Raw genomic sequence first — 24267 nt, forward strand, 5'->3', positions numbered from 1 at the left:
TTCATTCCTTCGGAACGGCTTCGCCGCCCCTACAATCCTTGTCGCTGTTGAGCCGTGTCCGTACTGTATGCAAAGTTTAGTATTTTCTTGCTTGAGCAAGATGAGCTTCTTTTTGCTTGTAGGCTTCCTGTACCGATTCCGATGCCGAATTGCCTGCAATACCGACATGCCACCAAGCGCCGTATCCGTCGGTCATGGTCTTAGGCAACACCTTAATATCGATCAATACGGATTCAGGGACGGTCATTGCGTCTTTCAACGCGCAGGCCAGTTCATCAAGCGTCCGCGCCGTATAAGCTTTAAGGCCGTAGCCCTGCGCCACCATTGCATAATCGATCGGTATCATTTCACCGTCCTGCTTTCCCGTTTCAGCATTCCTAAACCGGAATTCCGTTGCAAGGCTGGCAATCCCCTGCCCCATTTGCAGGTTATTAATACAGCCGAAACCGCAATTATCAAACAGCAATACGGTAATCTTAATTCCCTCCTGCCGCGCCGTTATCAACTCGGAATGCAGCATCAAAAAGGCGCCGTCCCCAACCATACTGTACACAGGGCGCGCAGGCTCCGCAAGTTTTACCCCGACTGCGGAGGCAATCTCGTAGCCCATACAGGAATACCCGTATTCAAGATGATAGCCGCCGGGTGAATCCGTTGTCCACATCCGCTGTAAATCCCCCGGTAAACTGCCCGAGGCGCCGGTTACAACCGCATCGGCTTCGATTGTCTTGCGGATAAGCGCAAGGGCAGCCGTTTGCGTAATAACGCCGCCGGTTGCGCGGATAAAATCATCAATCGAATGAGGATTGCGCCTTTCAATAAGCGGCTGAAATCCCGTTCCGTTTTTAAGATAGGCATATTCTGAAAGCCGCTCCATCTCCGTATGCCAACCGGCCTGTGCAGCCTCGATTTCTCCCGAATATCCGGTATGATACTGCGCGTTTTTAAGCGCCGGAAGCAGTTCTGCAAGGCAGACTTTCACATCACCCACAAGCGGCAGCGCATCCAGCTTTCCCGCATCAAAGCCGCTGACATTTATCGAAAGGAACCGGACGCCGGGATGCCGGAACAGCCATTTTGAAGCAGTGGTAAAGTCGGTAAAGCGCGTCCCTACCCCGATAATCAAATCGGCCTCTTTTGCAATCGTATTGGCGGCGCTGTTTCCCGTTACTCCAACACCGCCGAGGTTCAGCGGCTCACTGCCTGCGATACAACCTTTTCCCGCCTGCGTTTCCGCAAAGGGGATACCGAATATCTTACAAAACGATAAAAGCTCAGGCCCTGCTTCCGAATACCGCACGCCGCCACCGCAAATCACCAGCGGTTTTCGAGCGCCGACGATGCAGTCTACCGCCTGCTTAAGCAGCATTTCATCCGGACGGCGGCGTTCAATTGTGTGTACCCGCTCCGCTAAAAAACTTTCGGGGAAATCCCAGACCTCACCTTGTACATCCTGCGGCAAGGAAATACACACCCCGCCGGTCAGTTCGGGGTCGGTCAACACCCGCAGTGCGTTGATGAGCGCCGTCATCAGCTGTTCGGGGCGATGTACACGATCCCAGTACCGGCACACCGGTTTAAAGGCATCGCTTGTGGTAACCGCTGCGCTATGCGGCAGCTCTATCTGTTGCAGCACGGGATCGCTTTGCCGTGTTGCAAAGGTGTCGCCGGTAAAGACCAAGAGGGGAATATGGTTTGCCGTCGCAAGCGCGCAGGCGGTTACCATATTTGCGGCGCCCGGCCCGATAGACGATGTGCAGGCGATGATTTTTTGCCGGTTATGCTGTTTGGCAAAGCCGACCGCCGCATGACACATTCCCTGTTCATTCCTTCCCTGATACACCCGTAAACTACCCGAGTCGGCCGCTAAGGCCTCACCGAGACCGCAGACATTCCCATGCCCGAATATCGTAAATATTCCCTCTACAAACTTTATCTTCTTACCGTCCCGCATCACATACTGGCGGTCAAGAAATGTCGTTACCGCTTGTCCAACCGTCTTTCGTACCATCGCCGATTCCTCCGTTAGATTTCTCCATATATCCATATATCTAAGGAAAACCTCTAAAAAACCAAACTTTTTAGAGGTTCCCGTTCGGGTCTCAAAAGAGCGCCGGTTAATTTGTTTCTATAGTTCAAATAGTAGCATTGAACGAGCATGCCGTCAAGAATTTTTTTTGAAAAATGCTCACTACATACCCATATAAACAGCAAACATCATCAATAGATAACAGCAATATAACACTAAAATCATATTTAATATACCATTATTTATCAATTTATTACTTGAATTTACCCAAAACCTATAGTATACTTGAGCCAGACTATAAGGAGGCTGAAGAAAATGATTTCTCTCGGCATTATCGGTGCAGGAAGAATCGGAAAGGTTCATGCACAAAGTATTATGAATCACATTACCTCGGCACGGCTTAAAACGATTGCTGATCCCTTTATGAATGAGGAAACCGAAGCCTCACTCCACGCACTCGGCGTTTCCGATTGCACGAAGGATTATAAAAAGATATTAAACGATCCTGAAATTGATGCGGTCTTAATCTGCTCATCAACGAACACTCATGCGGATATATCGCTTGAGGCAATTGCAGCCGGAAAGCACGTATTTTGCGAAAAACCCGTATCTCAAGACATCGCAAAAATCCGTGAGGTAATGGAAAAATTAAAGGGCACAAAACTTAAATATCAGGTAGGCTTTAACCGCCGCTTTGATCATAATTTTGAAGCGGTACGCGCCGCTGTCGCAAATGGAGATGTCGGCGATGTGCATATTGTACGCATCACATCTCGCGACCCTGCGCCGCCGCCGCCCGAATACGCAGCCGTTTCAGGCGGTATGTTCCTCGACATGACTATCCATGATTTTGATATGGTGCGTTATTTAACCGCAAGCGATGTTGTCGAGGTATTTGCAAACGGCGCCGTACTGGTAGATCCGCTTATCGGAAAAGCGGGCGATATAGATACGGCCATTATTTCGCTTAAAATGGCGAACGGCGCCTTAGCCGTTATAGACAATTCCCGTAAGGCGGCTTATGGCTACGATCAACGTGCGGAGGTATTCGGATCAAAAGGTCAAGCAAGCGTTTCCAACGATACAAACTCATCGCTTATATTGAGCAGTGAAACCGGTATCCATGCCGAAAAGCCGCTCTACTTTTTCCTTGAACGGTATATGGCTTCCTTTACAAAAGAGGTACGGATGTTTGTGCAGGCAATCGAACAGGACTGCCCCGTACCGGTTGATATTAACGACGGATTACAGCCGGTATTGATCGCTGCCGCGGCATTGCGCTCTTTGAAAGAACATCGTCCGGTACTTTTATCGGAAATAAAGTAAGAGGCAGGCATCGGCATGGCATTAGCACTGATGACGGATTTATTGCGGGAAGCCGAACAGCACAATAAGGCGGTAGGCGCTTTTAACGTTGCCGATATGGAAATGATTATCGGCGCAATAAAGGCGGCGGAAACGGCAAATACCCCGATTATTCTGCAAATTGCACAGGCGCGGTTGGTTTATTCCCCGTTCCATTTAATCGCGCCGATGATGGTGAGCGCCGCCCGCGCCGCAAAGGTAGCCGTAGCAGTGCATCTTGACCACGGACAAACCCTCGATGTGATTCACAGTGCGCTCGATTATGGCTTTACCTCCGTTATGATTGACGGTTCCGCGCTTCCGCTGGAACAAAATATTGCAATAACGAATGATACGCTTGCCGCAGCGAAAAAATACGGCGCGGGCGTCGAAGCGGAATTGGGAACAATCGGCGGCAGCGAAGGCGGCGCCGAGAAAAAAGCCATTACCACCAATCCCGAAACCGTAAAGGAATTTTTACGCCAAGCCCCGGCTGATGCGCTGGCCGTTGCTATCGGGAATGCGCACGGCCATTATAAAGGAACACCGCAGCTTGACTTTGAGGTGCTTAAAACAATACATGCACTGACTCCGGCGCCGCTGGTTTTGCATGGCGGTACCGGCATCAGCGATGAAGATTTCAGGCGTTGCATAGACTGCGGTATACGAAAGATAAACATTGCAACGGCAAATTTTGACGCCTTTGCGGATGGTATACGCGCTTATTGCGCCCGACATGATACGCCCGGTTTTTTTGGCTTACATGAAGCTGCCGTGCAAGGCGTATACAAAAATGTCCTTCGTCATATTGCGGTTTTTAATAATGAGGAGAAAAGCTGATGTATATTAATTTTGAACGGTCTCGTCCGCTTGATCTTGTACTGTTCGGACGGGCAACCGTCGATTTAAACCCTATTGATTATTTTCATCCGCTGCAGGATTGCGTTTCGTTCAAAAAATATCTCGGCGGTTCTCCCGCGAATATTGCAGTAGGACTTGCCCGCCTCGGGAAAAAAGTCGGCTTTGTAGGAGCTGTTTCCGATGATCAGTTCGGTACCTTTATTACCGACACTTTTCAAAAAGAAGGAGTTGATACTTCCCAAATGGTGCGGACAACGCACGGGGAAAAACTCGGTCTTACATTTACGGAAATTCTCAATGAACACGAAAGCAGTATCCTGATGTACCGCAATCAAGCGGCAGACTTATCGCTTTCTACAGAGCATATCCACGAAGATTATATTCAATCGGCAAAGGCAGTGCTTATTTCCGGTACCGCATTGGCGCAAAGCCCTTCCCGCGAAGCGATGCTGAAAGCGGTTGCACTCGCAAAGAAAACCAAAACGCCGATTATTTTCGACATTGACTACCGCCCCTATAACTGGAAAAGCGAGGATGAAACCGCTCTGTATTATTCGATTGTAGCGCATGAAAGCGCTATCATACTCGGTTCCCGTGAGGAATACGATTTAACCGAACGGCTGATAGGGCCGGGTAAAAATGATGCGGAGACGGCAGCCTATTGGCATGCGCAAAAAGCAAAAATCGTTGTTATTAAGCATGGAAAAAAAGGCTCGACGGCATATACGCAGGACGGAAAAGACTTTTCGATTAAGCCCTTTCCGGTTAAAGCGCTTAAATCGTTCGGCGGCGGCGACGGCTATGCTTCGGCGTTTTTATTCGGTATCTTTAACGGTCGGGATATAATTGAATGTCTTGAATTCGGCAGCGCTTCGGCAGCGCTTTTGGTGGCAAGCCACGGCTGTTCCGCCGATATGCCGTCTGAAGAAAAGGTAAGGCAGTTTATCAAAGAGTGTAAAGCGCAATACGGCGAAATGGTTGCGCGGGAGGGATAAAGGTTATGAATTACGATAGAAAATCACTATTCGGCTATCCTACGTTTAACGAACACGGTGTACAGACACTCACGGAAACAAAAGGGCTTTATGCGAATATGCTGATGAACATTTCCGTCCACCGGCTTACGGCAGGGCAAACGCTTTCTTTACAGGATGCGGCGCAGGAAACTGCTTTGCTGCTCCTTGAAGGAGCGGTACGCTTTGCGTGGGACGGTAAAACCGAAACCGCCCAGCGACCTACTACTTGGGACAATACCGGTTATTGCCTGCATATCCCAAGAAATACTGCGGCAACCGTTACAGCGGAGCAGCCCTCGCTCGTACTGGTACAGCAAACGGAAAACTCCCGTAGTTTTGCCCCCGTGTTTTATACTCCCGATACGGTAAAAATCAACACCTTCGGCGCCAATATACCCGGCAACACGGCGGTACGGGAGGTTACAACCATCTTTGATTACAGTACGGCTCCATATTCCAACATGGTCATCGGAGAAATCTTTAACCATGCGGGATTGTGGTCAAGTTTTATTCCGCATACCCATGAGCAGCCCGAAGTATACTACTATCGCTTTGATAAGCCGCAAGGGTTTGGCGCTTGTTTTATCGGGGACGAGGCGTTTAAAATTAAACATGAAAGTTTTGCAGCCATCCCGGGCGGGTTAACCCATCCGCAGGTTGCCGCTCCCGCCTACCGCATGACCTATGTATGGATGATTCGGCATCTTGACGGAAACCCGTGGACAAGCCGATGCGATGCGCCCGAACACCGCTGGATAGTTGACCAATTCGGTAGTATTGGGTATTAAATTATTCATACTATGAGAACACAGCGACTGGAGAAAATTGAAGACTTTATTTATCATTATCAAGCGGTAACTCTTGACCAACTTTGTGATGCCTTTAAAGTATCAAAAAACACTATCCGGCGGGATATTGATGAAATTATTAAAGGAAAAAAAATTGAAAAAACATACGGCGGGGTACGTGTTGTAAAGGATGCAATTGCGCTGCCTTCTTTTGGCGATCGAACGGTTCAGAATCTTGCTCTAAAAAAGCGGATTGCGCGCACTGCTTGTGATTATGTAAAAGATGGAGATATTATCTTTATCGATTCAGGCACCACCACCTGTCACATGATAGAAGGACTGCAAAACAAACAGATTACGGTGCTTACCAATAATCTTGAATTTCTTATTCAGGCAGTGCCGTATACCGGTTTACAAGTCTTTAGCCTCTCCGGCGAACTGGATAGGAGTACGCTTTCTTTTACCGGCCCGCATACGCTTGAGGTTTTGAAAAGTTATAATATTTCCAAAGCTTTCATGGCGGCAACCGGTATTAGCGCCCATGCGGAAGTCAGCAATACGGTTCCGGCGGAATCGGTAGTGAAGAAGCTTGCTATCGCCCGTTCGCAGGAAGTATATCTTTTGTTAGATAGCAGTAAATTTAATCAAACATCAATGGTAACCTATAGCTCTTTCAGCAATTTGGATGCTCTGATAACCGATAAACAACCGACAGACGATTTACTTATTGCTCTTCAAAAAAATCATGTTGAGATTGTGCTTACTCAATCGTATCAAACTTCCGATGATAAAGCTCATTAATCCGCCGGTATACAAATGGAAATTCATATACCGGCAAAGAAATTTTACAAGTTTTTCAGGCTAAATAGTGCCGTCCCATGTGCTTACTTCGCTTGAATGAATTTCGTGTTCATCAAACCAGTGAGTGGTAACAACTTTTGTTTCCGTAAAGAACCGATAACCGTCTTTGCCGAGCGTATGTAAATCACCGATGAACGATTCTTTATGCCCTGAGAAGGGGAACATTCCGATAGGTACCGGTATACCGACATTTATTCCAACCATTCCCCCATCGGTATGACGCACAAATTCCCGCGCATAGTACCCGTTTTGGGTGTAGATAACCGATCCGTTTGCAAACGGGTTTCGATTCATAATTGCAAGTCCTTCTTCAAAGGTCTTTACCCGCTTGATACATAACACAGGGCCGAAAATTTCCTGTGTACCGACCGTCATATTCTCCGTAACGTTATCGAGGATAGTCGGGCCAAGGTAGAAGCCGTTTTCTGCACCGGCAACGGTATGATTTCTGCCGTCTAAAACGAGCGTTGCTCCTTCTTTAATACCTGTTTCAATCCATTTAATAATGGAAGCCTTATGCTCGGCATTGACAACAGGCCCAAGCTTTGTTGCCTTATCATAGGCTTTTCCGACAGTAAGCCTCTGGGCTGCCTCTTTAAGCTTCGCAACGAGCGCATCGGCAATACCCTCTTGTACAACGACAACCGGCAGCGCCATACAGCGTTCACCGGCGCACCCGTATGCCGCATTAATAATGCCGGCTGCAGTCCGTTCAATCGGCGCATCATCCAATACCAATGCATGATTTTTTGCTTCACAGAGCGCTTGAACCCGTTTACCGGTAGCGGCAGCCGTTGAATAAATATGCTTACCGACCGACGTTGAACCGACAAAGGTTATCGCTTTAATATCCTTGTGAGTTAATAAAATCTCCGCTTCGGTACGGGAACAGGTTACAATGTTAATAACTCCATCCGGCAACCCCGCTTCTTTATAAAGTTCAGCGATACGCAACGCCGATTGCGGTGTAAAAGTTGCTGCTTTTAGTACAATAGTATTCCCGCAGGCAACACAAATAGGAGTCATCCATCCCATCGGTATCATCGCAGGAAAATTGAAGGGGACAATACCGGCGCATACGCCGATCGGTTCCCGGTAAAGTACCGTATCGTAGCCGAACGAAGCATCCATCAAACTTTCACCCATAATGAGCGAAGGGGCGGAAATCGCTTGTTCGGTACCTTCTTTTGCTTTCAATACATCGCCTTGCGCTTCTGCCCATGCTTTTCCGTTTTCTAACGCTACCAAATGAGTAAGTTCATCCATGTGCTCAATCAGTAAATCTCTGACCTTATACAATATCTGCGTCCGTTTCTGCACTGGAGTTGCAGACCATGCCGGAAAAGCTTTTTTTGCGGCTGCTACCGCAGCATTTACTTCCTCTGCCGTACAGCAAGGGACTTTTGCAATTACCTCTCCGGTACTTGGATCATAAGCATCTGAAAATTTCTGTGTTTTTGAAACGATATGCTTCCCATCGATAAAAAGCGGCAATGTTTTAACCATTGGTTCCTCCTTAGTTTTATTAAACCAGTATGTTATAAGTATTTTATGAGCAACTTATGGTAATATTATAGGGTCTCTATGGTTATATGTCAATTGAAATATTCGGGAATCATGATAATGCAAAATTCATTTCGGCAATTGCAGGGGGAATCATTCTTAGGTACCCACCCGTACAACCTTATCGGTACGTTCTACAACCATGCCGATAATTGCCGGTTTTCCGCAGACGGTATTTTCAAGAACAGCGCAGAGTTCTGTGTATAACTGTTGAGCGTCTTGTTGCGCTACCGCAATAACAAGACCGCCTGACGTCTGCGGGTCAAACAGGATGTCTTGATAGGCGCGCGGCACTCCGTCCAGAGCAGCATTATCGCCGACAAAGCTTCTGTTTGAATACGCTCCGGCGGGAACAAAGCCCATTTCGGCATATTCAACGGCAGCGTCAAAAATCGGCAGCGATTTACAGGTAAGCTCAATACTGAGGCCGCTCCCCTTTCCCATCTCATATAAGTGCCCCAAAAGTCCGAAGCCGGTGATATCCGTACAGGCATGAACCTCGTATTTAGTCATCACAGTGCAGGCGGCGGCATTTAAAAAGGCCATAACGTCATACACGCTTTTAAGCTCGTCTGTACCGAGCATATCAGCCTTCGCTGCCGTCGTTAAAATACCGGAGCCGATGGGCTTGGTTAAAATCAGTACATCACCCGCTTTACATGCTGAATTTCGCAGTATTTTATTGGGATGCACAAAACCTGTTACCGCTAAACCGTATTTCGGAATGCTGTCGTAAATGGTGTGCCCGCCGCAGATAATTGCACCTGCCTCAAACGCCTTGTCGGCGCCGCCTCGCAATATTTCTTTGATAACGGGTTCGGGCATTTTTTCCGAAATACAAAAAAGATTGAGCGCCAGTTTCGGAACACCGCCCATCGCATAAATATCGCTGAGCGCATTAGCGGCGGCTATCTGCCCGAACATATACGGATCATCCGTAATGGCCGGAAAAAAATCGGCGGTAAAAATTAACGCCGTTTCGTCATTGATTTTATAAACAGCCGCATCATCCGATGTATCGAAGCCGACCAATAGCCGGGGATCGGAGCAAATAGGAAAGCTTTTTAATAATCCGTCCAGTGCACCCGCACCTAATTTTGCCCCTCATCCCGAATAGGACGAAGATTTAATTAAACTGAAATTCTTATCAGGGATTGCACAGCTCATGTTTGCCTCTTACTTGTCCGCTGCGGTGTATGTTCCGGCGGAGTCAAAGCTGAACACTTCATCGCGTTCAATGTTTGCGAAGTTCTCAGCGCCGAACACAGCGCCGCCTTTTATCGTAACTTTAACCGCCGTACCGCAGGCGGAGCTGAGTTCGCGCGGCACGGGAATAAGCTTTACGGTAATCATACCGTTTTGCACAGCCTCGCTCTTTTCAAGACTGCGCATACAAACGAGCGCTTCGTAATGAGTGTGAAACGTTATTACGTAACCGCAGCTCATTTTGAAACGGTGATTTTCCAGTCGCTGCCGTCGGCTGAAACGGAGGTCTTTGCCTTCATCTTATCGCAAAAGCGGATAACGTTTTCTTTTGAGGTTTCATTATCGACAAGCACCGTAAAATTCTGATGCGCATCGAATGCTTTTTTTGTCCGTACTACCGGTTCGGGGCAGGAAAGCCCCCGTGCATCTACCATATAATCTGCCATTTTGATCTCCTTCTGCTAAATTACTAAAAATTCGGGCACCGCTTAATATTTGCTATGCTTTATGAGGGGTACTGCTTAAAGATTTTGTACGTTTTAAAAAACGGCATCCCTAATGAGGTCGATAATTAGGGATGCCGCGAAAACATTATTTATTTTTTGCTGCGTAGTATACGCTGACACAGGCTGTTACGACTAATCCGATAACAACGGCGATCATACCGGCGCTTGTCGGCCCTTTCCCGGAAGAAGCAAGCCCGAAGTTGTGAGCGAAAGCGGCGCCTGCAATCAAACCGGTTACGGTTACAGCCGAGTCGGTGTTACCCTCGCCGGTTAAGATGAGCTGACGTAAGGGGCAGCCGCCGAGCAAGACACTTGCCCAGCCGACCAGCACCATACCGAGCGCGTTCCACAACCCGTCGGTGTGGGCAACTGCCTGCCCCGCAAGCCCGAGCTTAAACTGTCCGGTTACAAGCGTTCCGACAAACACAGCAACTAAAATAGCAATACTTCCCGTTAAAAGGTGAAAATCTTTGAGCATAATCGCATCGCGGATACCGCCTGCGGTACAGAGCCGGCTGCGCTGTGCTAGTGCGCCGCCGACAAGACCGATACCGAGTGCGAGCGCAATCGGCGCATGCATTGAACCGGGACCTTTTTCGCTAAAAACGAGAACGGCAGGGAATGCAACCAATAAAATGAAGAATACGATCATCACGATGGGGGCAAGCATCCCTTCCTGTCCGGATTGGGGATATGCGCGGCTTAACGAGAAGTTCTTGTTGAGGAATACCACTCCAATCGCGATACCGATGATGAACCCGACAAGTCCAAATATCGCATTCAAATCGCCTGCGCCCAAACGTAAAAACATACGAAGCGGGCAGCCTAAGAACATCAACGCACCAATCATTACGAAAAAGCCTAACACAAAGCGGGTAAAAGGCGCTGAACCGCCACGGGGCTTAAATTCTTTTTTTATAAGTGCAATAGCAAACGCACCGACAATAAGTCCGATGACTTCGGGGCGCATATACTGCACCACAGCCGCATTGTGCAGTTTTAAGGTACCCGCAATATCGCGTAAGAAACAGGCAATACAGAAGCCCATATTTCCCGGGTTTCCGAATTTGACCAATACGACAGCCGCAATACCAATGAATGCGCCCGTCAGTGCTACCATGAAATGTTTTTTCATTCCATTCCTCCAGCTTTGATTTTTTTAATAAAACTATAAAAAAAATTATATATAGTATGATACAAGGACTTTATGGGACTGTCAAGATTTCTTTTAAAGACCTCGGTCGAATTGATACGATGTCAATTATCAATTAATAGATGTCAATTGATACGATTGGAAAACAGCTTTTTTTGTGCTATATTATTATCAATTCTACTTTAGGATTGGTGTTTATGAAAGAAAAATTATCGATGCTTTGCTCGGTTTTAAGTAAAGACCAACCGGTACTTATACAAACGCATGATTTTCCGGATCATGATGCCCTCGGTGCGGCTTATGCTCTTTTAAAACTTTTAGAAAGCTACGGCTATAAAGTGGAGATTGCTTATGGTGGTCATATTCAAAGTTTATCGTTAATAGAATTTGTAGAATATTTAGGCTATCCGCTTTTAAAACTTGATGAAATTGATGATAGATGCAGAAAGATACTGCGGCAAAACCGCATTTTTAAACGCTGTCATTGCATTAGCTCGTTCTGAACAAGGAAAATAAAACCGATACAAGCAGAATCAACCGATACCGCCGTAGAAAATACCGAGAATATATATGATGACGGTAACGCCGCAGTAAAGATATTTTCCTTGCACAACATACGCGCTGCTGACCGGTTTTAAGTGACCTTTTGAAACTTCGCGCAACACGAAATCTTTATTGCATACCCAGAAGAACATAATACCGGCAAGTAAGGCTCCGAGCGGAATAATATAAATACTGATAACATCCATCCATATACCGAGTATGTTTCCGTCTTCAACAATAAGTCCGATAAGGAACCCGAGACCGAGCACGATGAGAAGCGAAACCTTTCGGCTCAATTTAAACTTTTGCTGCAGCATCTCTACCGGTGTTTCATACAGATTGATCAACGAAGTAATTCCGGCGAACAATACCGCGACAAAGAATATAATCGAAAACAGAGTACCGGCAGGCATCTCTTTAAAGATCATCGGCATGGTGATAAACATCAGCGGAGGCCCTGCTGTCGGTTCAAGGTTATACACAAAGACCGCGGGGATGATAACCAATGCTGCAAGCAGCGCTGCGAACGTATCGAATATCGCCGTGAATTTTGCACTGGTTGGAGCATCTTCATTATCCTTCAAATAGCTGCCGTATACCACAGTACCGCTTCCGGCGAGTGATAACGAAAAGAATGCTTGACCGAGTGCATAAACCCACGTTTTTACATCCGCCAATTTACTCCAGTCTGCTTTAAATAGAAAGGTATATCCGTCAGCTGCTTTCGGTAATGTCGCAACACGAATGGCAAGAATAATAAACAAGCCGAAAAATGCCGGCATCATCACTTTGTTGACTTTTTCGATACCTGATGAAACACCTGCCGCCATAATTATAAAGCAGCCGATAATTGCGGCACTGTGCCACGGTAAGCTTGAAAGCCGTCCCGCAATGGCACCGAAGTATGCACCGCTGTTCTCTGCAGCAAGCATGGAGCCTAAAAAAGCTCCTACTGTAAAGCGGATAATCCATCCGACTACAACTGTGTATCCGATTGCAATACCGAGCGAACCGGCAACAGGGATCCATCCGATAGCGGCACCTGAATTATTACCGTGCATTTGAGTTGCTTTCAGAAATGCACCGTGCGGGCCTGTTCTCATTGCCCGTCCTAAGCACATTTCTTCAACAATACCCGTGTATCCGATGAAAGTAACAAAGATGATGTAAGGAATTAAAAATGCCGCTCCCCCGAACTGCCCCGCACGGAACGGGAACAGCCAGATATTCCCCATGCCGACGGCGGAACCGATGCAAGCAAGAATAAACCCAACCTGTGATCCGAATTGATCGCGCCGTGCTTCTGTATTTATCATAGCTGGTTCCTTTTAATAGGCGGATTAGTACGCTTCGTGTTCCGAATGTCCACTTAGGGCTATTTAATGGGTTCCAAGTGAGCTTGGAAGTGGCGCAAAATCGGCGGTTCCCAAATGATGCGGTAACCCTTCACCTGCGAAGCCCGTTCCTTGATGTTGATTAACGCTTCGGCAATGACATCCAAATGAGCCTGCGTATACACACGCCGCGGAATAGCTAACCGTGCAAACTCAAATTCTGATTTAATCTGCTTACCCGTTTCAGGATCATTGCCGAGCATAAACGAACCGATATCGCAAGTACGGATGCCGGCTTCTTTGTACAGCTCTACGCAAAGCGTATGGCCGGGAAATTCATAGTAGGGAATGTGCGGGAACATCGCATTTGCATCGACGTAAACACCGTGTCCGCCCGCAGGATTTTGGATGGCAACACCGGCATCAAGCAGCTGAGATGCCAAATATTCCATAGAAGCATTGCGGTATTTCAGATATTCTTCATCGATACCTTCGTACAGACCAATCGCCAAAGCTTCAAGATCACGGCCGGAAAGACCGCCGTAGGTAATAAAGCCCTCAAACGAAATACAGTTGCCCTTAATCAGTTGATAAATGTCTTTGTTGTTCTTAATACCGATAAGACCGCCCATGTTGACGATTGCATCTTTTTTTGCGCTCATCGTAAAGGTGTCGGCATAGCTGAACATCTCGCGTACAATGTCTTTAATGGATTTATTGTTATATCCCGCTTCGCGTTCTTTAATAAAATAGGCGTTTTCCGCAAAACGAGCCGCATCGATATTAAATAAAATACCGTATTTTTTTGCGACCGCAGACACTTCACGGAGATTTTGCATCGACACGGGCTGACCGCCGGCAGAGTTGTTGGTAATGGTCATAACAATCATGCCGATATTTTCTTTGCCGTATTCATTGATATACTTTTCAAGTTTTTCAACATCCATATTGCCCTTAAAGGGGGCATAGACGGACGGCTTTTTCGCTTCCGCACACACGCAGTCTACCGGTTTCCCGCCGGACAAAGTGACATGCGCTCTTGTCGTATCAAAGAACATATTGGAAAGAGCGAACTGCCCTTTTTTAAGCAATAAGGGGAACATCACTTTTTCCGCCGCCCGTCCTTGATGTACCGGTTGGATAAATTCGTATCCGAAAATATCCTGTCCCGCTTCGAGCAATTTAAAATAGCTTTTGCCGCCGGCATACGCCTCATCCCCGACCATTACACCCGCCCATTGCCTATCGCTCATTGCGTTTGTGCCGCTATCGGTTAATAAGTCGATGTACACATCTTCCCCGCGCAAGTTGAACATATTGTACTTTGCCGCTTCAAGCTTTTTGAGGCGTTCTTCGCGGGTTGTCATTTTAATTGGCTCTACCATTTTGATTCTAAACGGTTCCGGTACATACTTTTTCATACGATTTCTCCTTTTGTGTTACTGTGCTAAATATTCGTTAATGCTCGCCGCCGCTTTGCGTCCTTCACCCATCGCGAGGATGACGGTTGCCGCACCGAGTACGATATCTCCGCCCGACCAGACTTTCGGGATGCTGGTTTTCTGGTTTTCATCGACGATGATGTTGCCGTTTTTTGTTACCTGCAATCCTTCCGTCGTTTTTGCCATCAGCGGGTTAGAGCTGTTACCGAGTGCAACGATAACCGTATCCACCGGGATTTGATGCTCAGTACCCGGAATGGCGACGGGGCTGCGGCGGCCGGAAGCATCGGGTTCACCGAGCTCGTAGTTCAGCACTTCGACTGCACACACCTTACCGTCTTTGTCGCCGATAAAGCGCGTCGGGTTTTGCAAAAAGCAGAACTCAACACCTTCTTCTTCCGCATGGGCGATTTCTTCGGCACGGGCAGGCATTTCGGCACGGGTACGGCGGTAAATACAGTACACTTTATCGGCACCGAGCCGGTATCCCATACGGGCGGCATCCATCGCGACATTCCCGCCGCCGATAACCGCAACAACCTTTGCAGGATACAGCGGTGTGTCCGCCTTATCTTCTTGATAGGCCTTCATCAAATTGGCGCGGGTTAAATACTCGTTTGCGCTGAATACGCCGATAAGGTTTTCCCCGTCGATGTTCATAAATTTAGGGAGTCCTGCGCCGGTACCGATAAAGGCGGCGTCGAAACCGTCTTCTTGGAGCAGCTGTTCCAGTGTTGCCGTCCGTCCGACTAAGAAGTTGGTTTCAAATTTGACGCCCATCTTTTTAAGATTTTCCACTTCTTTCGCGACAATGTCTTTGGGGAGCCGGAATTCGGGGATTCCGTAGACCATAACGCCGCCCGTTTTATGGAAGGCTTCGAATACGGTTACCGCATGACCGGCACGGCGGATATCGGCGGCGGCGGCAAGACCTGCAGGTCCCGATCCGATAATCGCAACCTTCTTTCCGGTATCGGGAGCAACCGGCGGAATTGTTGTCTTGTTATTATTTCGTTCCCAATCTGCAACAAAGCGTTCCAATCTGCCGATTGCAACCGCCTTATCCACTGATTTATGCATTTTGCCGACGGTACATACTGCTTGGCACTGTTTTTCTTGCGGACATACGCGGCCGCAGATAGCGGGAAGCAAGTTCGTCGTTTTAATCGTATCGACAGCGGCCTTAAAATCTCCCTTCTGAATACAGGTGATAAATTCGGGGATGGGTATACCGACCGGACAACCCTGTACGCAGGGGCGGTTCTTACAGTTTAAGCAACGTTCCGCCTCTATCCGCGCCTGTTCTTCGGTATAGCCGGTTGCAACCTCGTCCATAAGGCGGGCTCTGGCATGCGGTTCAAGTACCGGCATTTCCTGTATCGGGATAGCGCCGCGATCCTTCATTTTTAATTCTTTATCTTTCAGTTCGCCCCAATATGTTTTTGCCTGTTCCGCAAGTTCTTCACGGGGCACATAGTGATGTTCGGTATTTGTATTTTCATTTTCCATTTCATACTCCTCTATCCGGCAAGTCTCCGAAAATGCCGGTTCATCCTTGTTCGGATTAATTGGCGCCGTTTGACAGTCCAATTCTGCATGCATGACGATCGTGATCTTCCCGTTCCTTAAAGGCCTTCATCCGCATCATCATATTGTCAAAATCGACTTTGTGTCCGTCAAATTCAGGTCCATCTACACAGACAAACTTTGTCTTTCCGTCAACCGTAACGCGACATCCTCCGCACATTCCAGTGCCATCAATCATAATCGTATTTAACGAGACCACCGTGTGTATTCCGAACGGACGAGTTGTTGCTGCGCAGAACTTCATCATAATCGGTGGACCGATTGCGATAACCTCTTGAGGCGGCGCTGCGCTTTCGCAGATTTCCTTTAACGGTTCGGTAACCAGCGCTTTTCGGCCGTAGCTTCCATCATCCGTTACGATAATGAGCTCATCCGCTATCTTGCGCATTTCTTCCTCGAAAATCACGAGTTCTTTTGTACGACCGCCGATGATAATGATAACTTCATTACCGGCACGTTTATAAGCTTGGGCAATCGGGTGTAAAGGCGCCGTACCAATACCGCCGCCGACACAGACAACTTTTCCGACCTTTGCAATATGCGTGGGATTACCGAGCGGACCGAGAATTGCCGCAATCGAATCGCCTACTTCTTTTCGGCAGAGCTTAATCGTGGTTGCCCCAACTGCCTGAACGACAAGGGCTATCCACCCTTCGGAAGGATCGGCATCGGCGATGGTAAGCGGAATGCGCTCGCCGTAATCGATATCAAGCTGAATAATAACAAATTGTCCTGCCTTTCTCTGACGGGCAATTTCCGGTGCCGCAACGCGCAGATAGAAAACATCTTTTGAGAATTGTTTCTTCTCTAAAATCGTGTGAATCATTCGACCTCTTTATATAGATAAAATATGGTATCATTTATAGGTGATACACATTTCGTGCTATTTTACTCGTAATGGTACGGAATATCAACAGGGCAACCGTATCAAAAATATTTTTAGCGGTTGCCTTCCTTCTGTGCGAAATTTCATAGGTATAAGATGAGCGTCTACAATGCTGCCGCTCATCTTAACCGTCAAGTTTTCTTTCGAAAACTTGCGTATTGACGTGTGCGCCTGAGGCGCACCAATGCAACGGTTTCAAAAATTCATATTTTATTCAACTGTTGCATTTCAGGGAAATAAAATTTCGCACAGTTTTCTAGCAAATAGGTAAACACATCAGGCAGGGTAGATAAAAATCGCAGAAAAATTGAGACTGTGAGACCATTTGAATCACGAAGAGATTCAACTCTGGTCGAATAGTTTCAATTTTTCTGCGGGGTTGTTAAAAAGACGGCCTAATGCGTTTACCCTAGGAATATCAATATAAAGCATTGCGAAAATTATCAATTTCTCTTATACTGAATATATGGATAATGTTGCAACTATACCGGTAGATAAAAACAAGATTAAGCAAGCGGTGCAGATGAATATACCCATCTCGATTAACACGTATACGCTCCCCAAGGAAACGGAAACCTACATCGTCGATGTTGCGAAGGCTTTCCTCGAAGCGGTTCATCAGGACGGCATTCAAGACTATATCGTCTATTGCCTCAATGAGCTGACCACAAACGCAAAAAAAGCAAATACCAAGCGAGTGTATTTTAAAGAAAAGGGCTTTGATATTTATGATCAGAAGTCCTACGACGAAGGAATGCTCAATTTTAAACAAGAAAGCCTCGGCAATATCGATTACTATCTGCAGCAGCAAAAAAAAGAGGGGCTTTATATTAAAGTCATTATGCAGGTTAAGCAGGGGCATATTATTTTCGAGGTACGCAATAATGTGCAGATGGTTGCGACTGAATTTAAACGCATTTTTGACCGGATGGTTGTCGCGCGGGACTATGAAAATGTAGACCAAGCTTTTATGCAGGCGATTGACGATACGGAAGGGGCAGGACTTGGTTTAATTATCATGCTTCTTATGCTTAAAAAAATCGGTTTGCAGGAAGATGCGTTCGAATTGATCCCTGAAAAAGACTTAACGATCAATCGGATTACCATTCCGATTGATTTTACAGTGAACCAGCACCTCGTGGAATTGACTAAGACGATTGTAGATTATATTGAAGAAATTCCGCAATTTCCCGAAAAAATCGTGCAAATACAGCGGCTCATCAATGATCCGAATGCAACGATGGGGGCAATTGCATCTTTTATCAGTGATGATATTGCGCTGACAACCGATCTTTTAAAACTCGTCAACTCGGTTGCGTTCGGACTTACAAAAGAATGTATGAGTATTACTGAAGCGGTTAAAATGGCCGGTTTACGGGGTATTCAGCATTTGTTGTATTCCGTTGGAACACTACAAGTTTTAAAAGTAACAGGAAACGAACAAAAAAGGCTGTGGAATCATACCTATCGATGTGCATTTTTCGCATATAATCTTGCTAAAATGCAAGGAAAAACCAAGCTTCTCGAAGAAATATATGTCTGTGCCCTTTTGCACGATTTAGGTAAAATCGTATTCAGTTCCATTTATCCGGAAGTATTGGGAAAGATTAAAGACTTACAAACCGAAAAAAACATTCCCGATCAGGTCATCAAAAGCGTGATGTCGGGGATGGAGCACCAAGCAATCGGTGTCGCTGTTGCTGAAAAATGGCATTTACCCGAAGCTATTATTAATACGATAAAATACCAATACGAACCGGAAGCTGCCCCTAAAAAATATTATGAGCTTGTTTCTACGGTAAGTTTTGCTGAATTTATGTTACAGTTTTTTGATGGCAATATCAGTTACTATCAAATTCCGCCGGTTTTGCTACAGCAGCATAATATTGAAAATGAAGCGCAGCTACGTGAACTATGCGGAAAGCTCAATTCAAAATTCCACGAACCCGTATAACACATCCGTATGAACGAACAGGAATCGACACTCCCGCAGACTTCTATTCCCGCACACGAACACAGCGACATGTGTGGAATGGTCTGTATTCAAGATTTATCGTTTAAATACGGAGCCGGTAAAAAACCATTATTTGAAAATCTCTGTCTTACAATTAAGAAAGGAGCATATATCTCGATTGTCGGCGAAAACGGCGCAGGAAAAAGTACACTGATAAAGCTGCTCCTCGGACTGTTAACTCCCGATACGGGGAGTATCCGCTGCGGGGCGCACAGTATCGGCTATGTACCGCAAAAAAAGGCGGCGATAACAGGCTTTCCCATTACCGTTTACGAAACCTTAAATTCGTATCGGATATTGCGCAAGCAGCGCGATAAAGGCCTTATCGACCGTTATCTTTCGGATGTCAGGCTACTCGATTACAAATATGCGTTGGCAGGGACGCTATCCGGCGGGCAGCTGCAAAAAATGTATATCGCCCGTGCTCTTATCGGTGAGCCTGATTTACTCATCCTCGATGAACCGTCAACAGGCATCGATATACAAAGCCAGCAGGAAATTTATACCTTTATTAAAAAATTAAATACGGAACAAGGCCTGACGGTTATTTCCGTAGAGCATAACCTTGATGCGGCGGTACTCAATTCAACCGATATTTTCCATCTGGCAAACGGATGCGGGCATCTTTGCAATCCGCAAAAATATGCGGCAGAGTTCCTTCACTTCCGCCGCGCCCCATATACTCCGGATATCCAACTGTAAAAAACAAAGCGCCTAACAATCTTCAGCTAACACCATTGTCCGACACATCCGCATAGAAGAACATTTCAAATATTATACTTGACAACATATTATATTATGAATAATATTATAAAGAGTACAGGAGGTAAAAGTGCTTTTTTCAATTAACTCAGGATTGCTTGAAGCCTGCGTGCTTGCCATCTTGAGTAATGAAGATTCCTACGGCTATAAGTTAACACAGGATGTAAAGGATGTAATGTCCATCTCTGAATCGACACTCTATCCGGTATTAAAACGGCTGCAAACTGCGGGCTTTTTAGAAACCTATGACATGCCCATTGATGGACGCAATAGAAAATATTACCGTATAACGCCTGCAGGGAAACGGCAGCAAAGCTTATACTGCGATGAATGGAAATCATACAAGGAATTAATCGAAAAGATTTTTAAAGGAGCACAGCGTTCATGACCCGTAAAGAATTTATGGCCGAGCTGGCTGCACGGCTGCATCGGCTGCCGCAAGAAGATTTACAGGCGGCATTGCAATATTACGAAGAGTATTTTGACGAAGCAGGCAGTCAAAATGAACAAGCTGTTATAAACGAACTAAAAAGTCCCGCACATGTTGCCTCAAAGATTTTATCGGATTATGCCGTAAAAGAAGCGAAAAAAGCCCGTGCATCTACAAAAAGCGGGTGGCGCGCTTTTTGGTTTACCATACTGGCGATTTGTGCAGCACCCGTCGCAGTACCGCTGATTATCGCATCGGTAGTCATTATTATAGCGCTCGGATTTGCAGGATTTGCGGTTGTCTTTGCCTTGGTGATTGCAGCAGGAGCTATTTTTATTAAAGGTATCGGCAGCTTGTTCTTAGGTTCCGCTTCCGCGTTATTGCTTTTCGGCAGCGCATTAATTCTCGTAGGTTTTGCATTGCTGATCTTTCACGGTATCAGCGCATTAATTGCCGGTATTGGGACTCATATTAAGAATAAGTCAGATAGATGACATCTAAAGAAAACCTCTAAAAACTCAGGCGAATTTTTAGAAGCTCTCAAAACAACATTTTGGAGGATTATTATGGAAAAAAAGCTTTATCGAAGCCAAAACGATAAAAAGCTCTGCGGTGTATGCGGCGGTATTGCCGAATACTTTGACATCGACCCAACCGTCATCCGGTTGTTGTGGATTCTCGCGACCCTTTTCTTCGGCAGCGGTATTCTCTGCTATATCATCTGTGCATTAGTCATGCCGGTAAAAAAAGAGGAACCGCTCGAATATGAATATGTCCGGAAAGATGAAGGCGACACGGAACAATAAGGGGAGCGTATTAAGTGTATTATAGGAGGAACAAATGCTGACACTCATTGTTTTATGTATTTTGTTTACAATATTCGGAATAGGGGGATTAATTTTTACCGTTGCAGGCGGCTTACTGAAGCTTTCATTTAAACTGCTCACCTTCGGCATTCTGCTGCTCATCGTTATTTTATGCGGTATTCCCCTTTTAATAGCAGGCTTATTTTTCGGCGGCTTGGCATTCTTATTTTAGGAGCGCCTGATGAAAAAAAGAATAACAGCAGCTTTTTTGATTATTGGAATTGGCGGTATACTCGTCATTATAGGAATGATGATGGGCGGAAGCGTTAAAAAAGCTTTTTATAAATCAGACTATGAGGAGTGGAACATGGATGACAAGCATACAAATATGGTGCAGCCGGCAGATATACATGAAGTACAGCTCACCTCGAACGATTCCGTTTTAAAACAGCTTAAAGCGGATATTTCTTATGTTACGCTGCGGATTGAACCGCACAATAAACAATCCGTTTCCTACAGCATCACGAATAACACAAAAAGAATCGACGCTTCTGTGCAAGTTGAAGGGAATACGTTGATGATCAGCACAAAAAAGAACCGTAAATGGAATTGGTTTTTGGGATGGCATCGGGATGAAATAGGGCGCTCTAAAACGGTTATCACGGTAAAGATACCTCAAAATACGCTCTTCGATACCGTTGACATCAATACGGGTGCGGCATCGCTGACGCTTGACGGATTTACCGCCGCTCAACGATTTATACTGAATACCGGCGCCGGCGAGGTCAATATCAACAATATTACCGCATCAAATGTGAACATTAAAACAGGAGTAGGAGAAACCGTGTTCCGAAATTGCAGTTTTACGGATACCGAGATGCACACGGGAGTCGGTGAAACCGTTTTTGACGGAAAGATATTTCAGAATCTTGAAATTCATGCAGGAATCGGCGAAATAGATATGCGCATCAACGGAAAAAAGGACGACTATGCAATTGATATAACCTCCGGCATCGGTTCAGTTTCGGTAAACGGCGCGAGCGGAAGCGGACTAATGGGTAATATCGTTAAAGAAAACCAGCGTACTGCTTTACATACTATTGAAGTTAAAGCCGGTATAGGGGAAGTCAATATCAATTTTACCGAATAACAACAGTTTTAGATTCCTACTTGACAATAAGATGCTTTTTCGGTATAAATATATTCCGTTGTTATGCAACAGAATTGTGATGTCTCCTTCGTCTAGTGGTTAGGACATCGGGTTTTCATCCCGACAACAGGGGTTCAATTCCCCTAGGAGATGGCAAAGCCTAAAATAAACTTAACGGTTTATTTTAGGCTTTTTTATTTTTTCTGTCTTCAAAATTTTACTGGAGTCTTTCCAATTTTTCGGCGAGTTGCAAATAAGTTTTATTATAAGGGTCAAGTGCAATAACTTGCTGTAAATAATAGTATGCTTTGCGATAATCTTTATGCTCAAAATACCATTCGTATAAGGCAAATAGCGTTAGCGAACTGCGCGGATCAGCTAAAAGACTCGAGCGCAAAAGCGCGAGCTTCTCTTCATCATTAGATTCAAGCAGCGATTGATAATAAATTAAAACCGACTTCAAAGCTGAACGGGCATCGGCAAGATGGCGGTTAATAACTTGCCTAAGAATGCCGTATCTTTTTGCCCCGTAAAGAGCCTGCAAATATAATGTAATAATTTCGTCGGACGGCTTATTTTGAGCGGCGTTATATGCAGCTTGCGCCGTATCCACCGCCGCTTCCCAGTTATTCATTCCGGCACAAACACGGGCATAGAGTACGACATCTTCTTCAGAAGGATTATTATCATACAAATATTGTGCACGCTCAAAGGCGCTTTCCCATCTTTTTTCCGCTATATCTTCTTTGACAAAAAGACGAATCGCTAGAATATTATACGGGTTTTGTTTTAAAAGTGCATTAATAAAATCGTTAGCAGTATTCCCATTAACGGTATTTTTTGTTTCAAAGCAAAAATTCGCACAAGCAAGAATAACATCCGAAGATTGCGGATAGAATGAATCTGCTCTTTCAAGGCATTGTTTTGCCTCGGTAATATTTTTACTCCATTCAAGTAAAATACGGCTCCGTAATAGAAGATAATCCTTATCAACCTTATTCTGCTTAGCAAATTCATCAAGCATGGCATTTGCTGCTAAATATTCTTTTTTTTCTATATGCAGTCGAACTTGCAAAAAGAACGCACGCCCAAAATCATTGTTTTTTTTAAGAACCCCAGAAACAATCTCATCTGCCTTTTCCAAATTTCCTTTTTCAAGATATGCTTCTGCAAGCAATAGCTGAATCGTTACTGCATTAGGATAACGATCATACAATTTTTCAGCAATTTTATATGCTGTTTCAATATCATTAGTAAAAAGCGCTAAATAAGCAAAGCGCATACCGGCTGGATAACAGCTCTCATCTTGTTCCCATGCGGTTTGATAGTAATTCGCTGCATCCGAAAGCTTGCCGAGTTGCTCGTACAAGAGGCCTAGAAGATAAGGCGGTAGTACAGAAGAAGGATTTAAGTTTCTTGCAATCAACAAACGCTTCTCCAGTACAGAGGCATATTCCTGCAATCCTACCCCCTTTATTAAAATCATTGCCGGAATAACCGCATCAAAAAATGTATTCATACCAAGGTTTTGTGGATAACTATCCTTCTCGATCTGGGTCAATGCATCGAGATATGGATGGGCTTGTTGATAATTCGGAGCATTCCAATCGATAAGCTCGAGAGGATATACAACACGCATTAATCGGGCAGCCAATGTTAATTGTAATTGCTTTTCCTTCGTTAAACCTTGAGAAGTCGAATACACACGGGTTACCGCACTGCGAATACTTGCCGGAGAAGCTATCTCCATATCAGCTTGAACCTGTGAATCGACATGGTTTGATGCCAAATCAGCGGCAGAAGGCAATGGCAGAATAGTAGCCGAAAGAGGGGCAGCAGATGAAGTATCGTCAGAATTACTATTTTTTACTGTAGTACATGATATAAAGAGAAAAATAGAAAATAATAAATACAATACGTAATATTTTGAGATAGGACGAGAAAACATCATCAACAATACCTACCTTTATTCTACACAGTTAGGTA

At 45.6% G+C, this 24267-nt stretch carries 23 protein-coding genes, 1 tRNA gene and 1 pseudogene; 14 read left to right on the top strand and 11 right to left on the bottom strand.

Annotated elements, in window-relative coordinates; translation table 11 throughout:
• Positions 1-76: 76 nt before the first annotated feature.
• Complete coding sequence (gene iolD, locus HGH47_RS04330) at positions 77-2011, bottom strand: 3D-(3,5/4)-trihydroxycyclohexane-1,2-dione acylhydrolase (decyclizing) (RefSeq protein ID WP_432910592.1); 1935 nt, start codon at positions 2009-2011, stop codon at positions 77-79.
• Between the two features lie 333 nt (positions 2012-2344).
• On the opposite strand from iolD, the gene iolG reads away from it, so the two are divergent.
• Genes iolG through HGH47_RS04355 form a run of 5 tightly spaced genes read left to right on the top strand, consistent with a single transcriptional unit; the run spans position 2345 to position 6839 of the window.
• Positions 2345-3355 carry an inositol 2-dehydrogenase gene (iolG, locus tag HGH47_RS04335; protein ID WP_432910594.1) on the top strand — a complete coding sequence of 337 codons (1011 nt, stop codon included), beginning with the start codon at positions 2345-2347 and terminating at the stop codon, positions 3353-3355.
• Positions 3356-3370: 15 nt separating this feature from the next.
• Positions 3371-4213, top strand: a complete 843-nt coding sequence (locus tag HGH47_RS04340) for a ketose-bisphosphate aldolase (RefSeq protein WP_212565682.1) — start codon at positions 3371-3373, stop codon at positions 4211-4213.
• The gene (gene iolC / locus HGH47_RS04345; RefSeq protein ID WP_432910596.1) at positions 4213-5229 is read left to right on the top strand and encodes a 5-dehydro-2-deoxygluconokinase; all 1017 of its coding nucleotides are present in this window, start codon (positions 4213-4215) and stop codon (positions 5227-5229) included. The genes HGH47_RS04340 and iolC overlap by 1 nt, the downstream gene beginning before the upstream one ends.
• Before the next feature lie 5 nt (positions 5230-5234).
• Positions 5235-6038 carry a 5-deoxy-glucuronate isomerase gene (locus HGH47_RS04350; RefSeq protein WP_212565684.1) on the top strand — a complete coding sequence of 268 codons (804 nt, stop codon included), beginning with the start codon at positions 5235-5237 and terminating at the stop codon, positions 6036-6038.
• Between the two features lie 12 nt (positions 6039-6050).
• Complete coding sequence (locus HGH47_RS04355; RefSeq protein ID WP_212565685.1) at positions 6051-6839, top strand: DeoR/GlpR family DNA-binding transcription regulator; 789 nt, start codon at positions 6051-6053, stop codon at positions 6837-6839.
• A gap of 60 nt (positions 6840-6899) precedes the next feature.
• On the opposite strand, the gene HGH47_RS04360 is transcribed toward HGH47_RS04355, so the two are convergent.
• The 5 genes from HGH47_RS04360 to yedE form a co-directional block, all read right to left on the bottom strand.
• Complete coding sequence (locus HGH47_RS04360; RefSeq protein WP_432910601.1) at positions 6900-8405, bottom strand: CoA-acylating methylmalonate-semialdehyde dehydrogenase; 1506 nt, start codon at positions 8403-8405, stop codon at positions 6900-6902.
• Between the two features lie 156 nt (positions 8406-8561).
• Positions 8562-9629, bottom strand: a complete 1068-nt coding sequence (gene selD, locus HGH47_RS04365; RefSeq protein ID WP_432910603.1) for a selenide, water dikinase SelD — start codon at positions 9627-9629, stop codon at positions 8562-8564.
• A 9-nt stretch (positions 9630-9638) separates the two neighbouring features.
• Positions 9639-9908: a DUF3343 domain-containing protein gene (locus tag HGH47_RS04370; protein WP_432910605.1), complete on the bottom strand. Its 270-nt coding sequence runs from the start codon at positions 9906-9908 to the stop codon at positions 9639-9641.
• On the bottom strand, positions 9905-10114 hold the full coding sequence (locus tag HGH47_RS04375; protein ID WP_432910608.1) for a sulfurtransferase TusA family protein: 210 nt from the start codon (positions 10112-10114) through the stop codon (positions 9905-9907). Before HGH47_RS04375 ends, HGH47_RS04370 begins: the two co-directional genes overlap by 4 nt.
• Before the next feature lie 145 nt (positions 10115-10259).
• On the bottom strand, positions 10260-11309 hold the full coding sequence (yedE, locus tag HGH47_RS04380) for a YedE family putative selenium transporter (RefSeq protein WP_432910610.1): 1050 nt from the start codon (positions 11307-11309) through the stop codon (positions 10260-10262).
• Between the two features lie 215 nt (positions 11310-11524).
• Here yedE and HGH47_RS04385 point away from each other — a divergent pair.
• A pseudogene (locus HGH47_RS04385) lies at positions 11525-11764 on the top strand (DHH family phosphoesterase); the annotation flags it as partial.
• A gap of 96 nt (positions 11765-11860) precedes the next feature.
• On the opposite strand, the gene HGH47_RS04390 reads toward HGH47_RS04385, so the two are convergent.
• From HGH47_RS04390 to HGH47_RS04405, 4 genes are read right to left on the bottom strand one after another with little or no spacing between them, the layout of a single operon-like run.
• Positions 11861-13186, bottom strand: a complete 1326-nt coding sequence (locus HGH47_RS04390; protein WP_212565692.1) for a sodium-dependent transporter — start codon at positions 13184-13186, stop codon at positions 11861-11863.
• A 59-nt stretch (positions 13187-13245) separates the two neighbouring features.
• Positions 13246-14625, bottom strand: coding sequence for a tryptophanase (locus tag HGH47_RS04395; protein WP_212565693.1), 1380 nt, complete (start codon positions 14623-14625; stop codon positions 13246-13248).
• 18 nt (positions 14626-14643) lie between these two features.
• On the bottom strand, positions 14644-16155 hold the full coding sequence (gene gltA, locus HGH47_RS04400) for an NADPH-dependent glutamate synthase (protein ID WP_212565694.1): 1512 nt from the start codon (positions 16153-16155) through the stop codon (positions 14644-14646).
• Positions 16156-16210: 55 nt separating this feature from the next.
• On the bottom strand, positions 16211-17056 hold the full coding sequence (locus HGH47_RS04405) for a sulfide/dihydroorotate dehydrogenase-like FAD/NAD-binding protein (protein WP_212566492.1): 846 nt from the start codon (positions 17054-17056) through the stop codon (positions 16211-16213).
• A 529-nt stretch (positions 17057-17585) separates the two neighbouring features.
• On the opposite strand from HGH47_RS04405, the gene HGH47_RS04410 reads away from it, so the two are divergent.
• From HGH47_RS04410 to HGH47_RS04445, 8 genes are all read left to right on the top strand, one after another.
• Positions 17586-19073, top strand: coding sequence for an HDOD domain-containing protein (locus HGH47_RS04410; protein WP_432910616.1), 1488 nt, complete (start codon positions 17586-17588; stop codon positions 19071-19073).
• Positions 19074-19151: 78 nt separating this feature from the next.
• Positions 19152-19835 (top strand): metal ABC transporter ATP-binding protein, encoded by a 684-nt coding sequence (locus HGH47_RS04415; protein WP_371922055.1) that lies wholly within the window; start codon positions 19152-19154, stop codon positions 19833-19835.
• A 130-nt stretch (positions 19836-19965) separates the two neighbouring features.
• Complete coding sequence (locus tag HGH47_RS04420; RefSeq protein ID WP_212565696.1) at positions 19966-20283, top strand: PadR family transcriptional regulator; 318 nt, start codon at positions 19966-19968, stop codon at positions 20281-20283.
• Complete coding sequence (locus HGH47_RS04425) at positions 20280-20819, top strand: DUF1700 domain-containing protein (protein ID WP_006188912.1); 540 nt, start codon at positions 20280-20282, stop codon at positions 20817-20819. The genes HGH47_RS04420 and HGH47_RS04425 overlap by 4 nt, the downstream gene beginning before the upstream one ends.
• A 72-nt stretch (positions 20820-20891) precedes the next feature.
• Positions 20892-21131 carry a PspC domain-containing protein gene (locus tag HGH47_RS04430; protein ID WP_006188911.1) on the top strand — a complete coding sequence of 80 codons (240 nt, stop codon included), beginning with the start codon at positions 20892-20894 and terminating at the stop codon, positions 21129-21131.
• A 34-nt stretch (positions 21132-21165) separates the two neighbouring features.
• Positions 21166-21363 carry a hypothetical protein gene (locus HGH47_RS04435; RefSeq protein ID WP_006188910.1) on the top strand — a complete coding sequence of 66 codons (198 nt, stop codon included), beginning with the start codon at positions 21166-21168 and terminating at the stop codon, positions 21361-21363.
• 9 nt (positions 21364-21372) lie between these two features.
• Positions 21373-22281, top strand: a complete 909-nt coding sequence (locus tag HGH47_RS04440) for a DUF4097 family beta strand repeat-containing protein (protein ID WP_432910621.1) — start codon at positions 21373-21375, stop codon at positions 22279-22281.
• Between the two features lie 81 nt (positions 22282-22362).
• Positions 22363-22434 (top strand) — tRNA-Glu (locus tag HGH47_RS04445).
• Positions 22435-22498: 64 nt separating this feature from the next.
• Here HGH47_RS04445 and HGH47_RS04450 read toward each other — a convergent pair.
• Entirely contained in the window at positions 22499-24232 is a 1734-nt protein-coding gene (locus tag HGH47_RS04450; protein WP_230974681.1) for a tetratricopeptide repeat protein, read from the bottom strand.
• Between the last annotated feature and the right edge of the window lie 35 nt (positions 24233-24267).

This window comes from Treponema sp. OMZ 805, assembly GCF_050937395.1.
In the GTDB taxonomy this organism is placed as follows: Bacteria; Spirochaetota; Spirochaetia; order Treponematales; family Treponemataceae; genus Treponema.

Coding starts and splice junctions, on each gene's coding strand:
- iolD (WP_432910592.1), bottom strand. CDS start 2,011: ATGGTACGAAAGACGGTTGGACAAGCGGTAACGACATTTCTTGACCGC.
- iolG (WP_432910594.1), top strand. CDS start 2,345: ATGATTTCTCTCGGCATTATCGGTGCAGGAAGAATCGGAAAGGTTCAT.
- HGH47_RS04340 (WP_212565682.1), top strand. CDS start 3,371: ATGGCATTAGCACTGATGACGGATTTATTGCGGGAAGCCGAACAGCAC.
- iolC (WP_432910596.1), top strand. CDS start 4,213: ATGTATATTAATTTTGAACGGTCTCGTCCGCTTGATCTTGTACTGTTC.
- HGH47_RS04350 (WP_212565684.1), top strand. CDS start 5,235: ATGAATTACGATAGAAAATCACTATTCGGCTATCCTACGTTTAACGAA.
- HGH47_RS04355 (WP_212565685.1), top strand. CDS start 6,051: ATGAGAACACAGCGACTGGAGAAAATTGAAGACTTTATTTATCATTAT.
- HGH47_RS04360 (WP_432910601.1), bottom strand. CDS start 8,405: ATGGTTAAAACATTGCCGCTTTTTATCGATGGGAAGCATATCGTTTCA.
- HGH47_RS04370 (WP_432910605.1), bottom strand. CDS start 9,908: ATGAGCTGCGGTTACGTAATAACGTTTCACACTCATTACGAAGCGCTC.
- HGH47_RS04375 (WP_432910608.1), bottom strand. CDS start 10,114: ATGGCAGATTATATGGTAGATGCACGGGGGCTTTCCTGCCCCGAACCG.
- yedE (WP_432910610.1), bottom strand. CDS start 11,309: ATGAAAAAACATTTCATGGTAGCACTGACGGGCGCATTCATTGGTATT.
- HGH47_RS04390 (WP_212565692.1), bottom strand. CDS start 13,186: ATGATAAATACAGAAGCACGGCGCGATCAATTCGGATCACAGGTTGGG.
- HGH47_RS04395 (WP_212565693.1), bottom strand. CDS start 14,625: ATGAAAAAGTATGTACCGGAACCGTTTAGAATCAAAATGGTAGAGCCA.
- gltA (WP_212565694.1), bottom strand. CDS start 16,155: ATGGAAAATGAAAATACAAATACCGAACATCACTATGTGCCCCGTGAA.
- HGH47_RS04410 (WP_432910616.1), top strand. CDS start 17,586: ATGGATAATGTTGCAACTATACCGGTAGATAAAAACAAGATTAAGCAA.
- HGH47_RS04415 (WP_371922055.1), top strand. CDS start 19,152: ATGGTCTGTATTCAAGATTTATCGTTTAAATACGGAGCCGGTAAAAAA.
- HGH47_RS04425 (WP_006188912.1), top strand. CDS start 20,280: ATGACCCGTAAAGAATTTATGGCCGAGCTGGCTGCACGGCTGCATCGG.
- HGH47_RS04430 (WP_006188911.1), top strand. CDS start 20,892: ATGGAAAAAAAGCTTTATCGAAGCCAAAACGATAAAAAGCTCTGCGGT.
- HGH47_RS04435 (WP_006188910.1), top strand. CDS start 21,166: ATGCTGACACTCATTGTTTTATGTATTTTGTTTACAATATTCGGAATA.
- HGH47_RS04440 (WP_432910621.1), top strand. CDS start 21,373: ATGAAAAAAAGAATAACAGCAGCTTTTTTGATTATTGGAATTGGCGGT.
- HGH47_RS04450 (WP_230974681.1), bottom strand. CDS start 24,232: ATGATGTTTTCTCGTCCTATCTCAAAATATTACGTATTGTATTTATTA.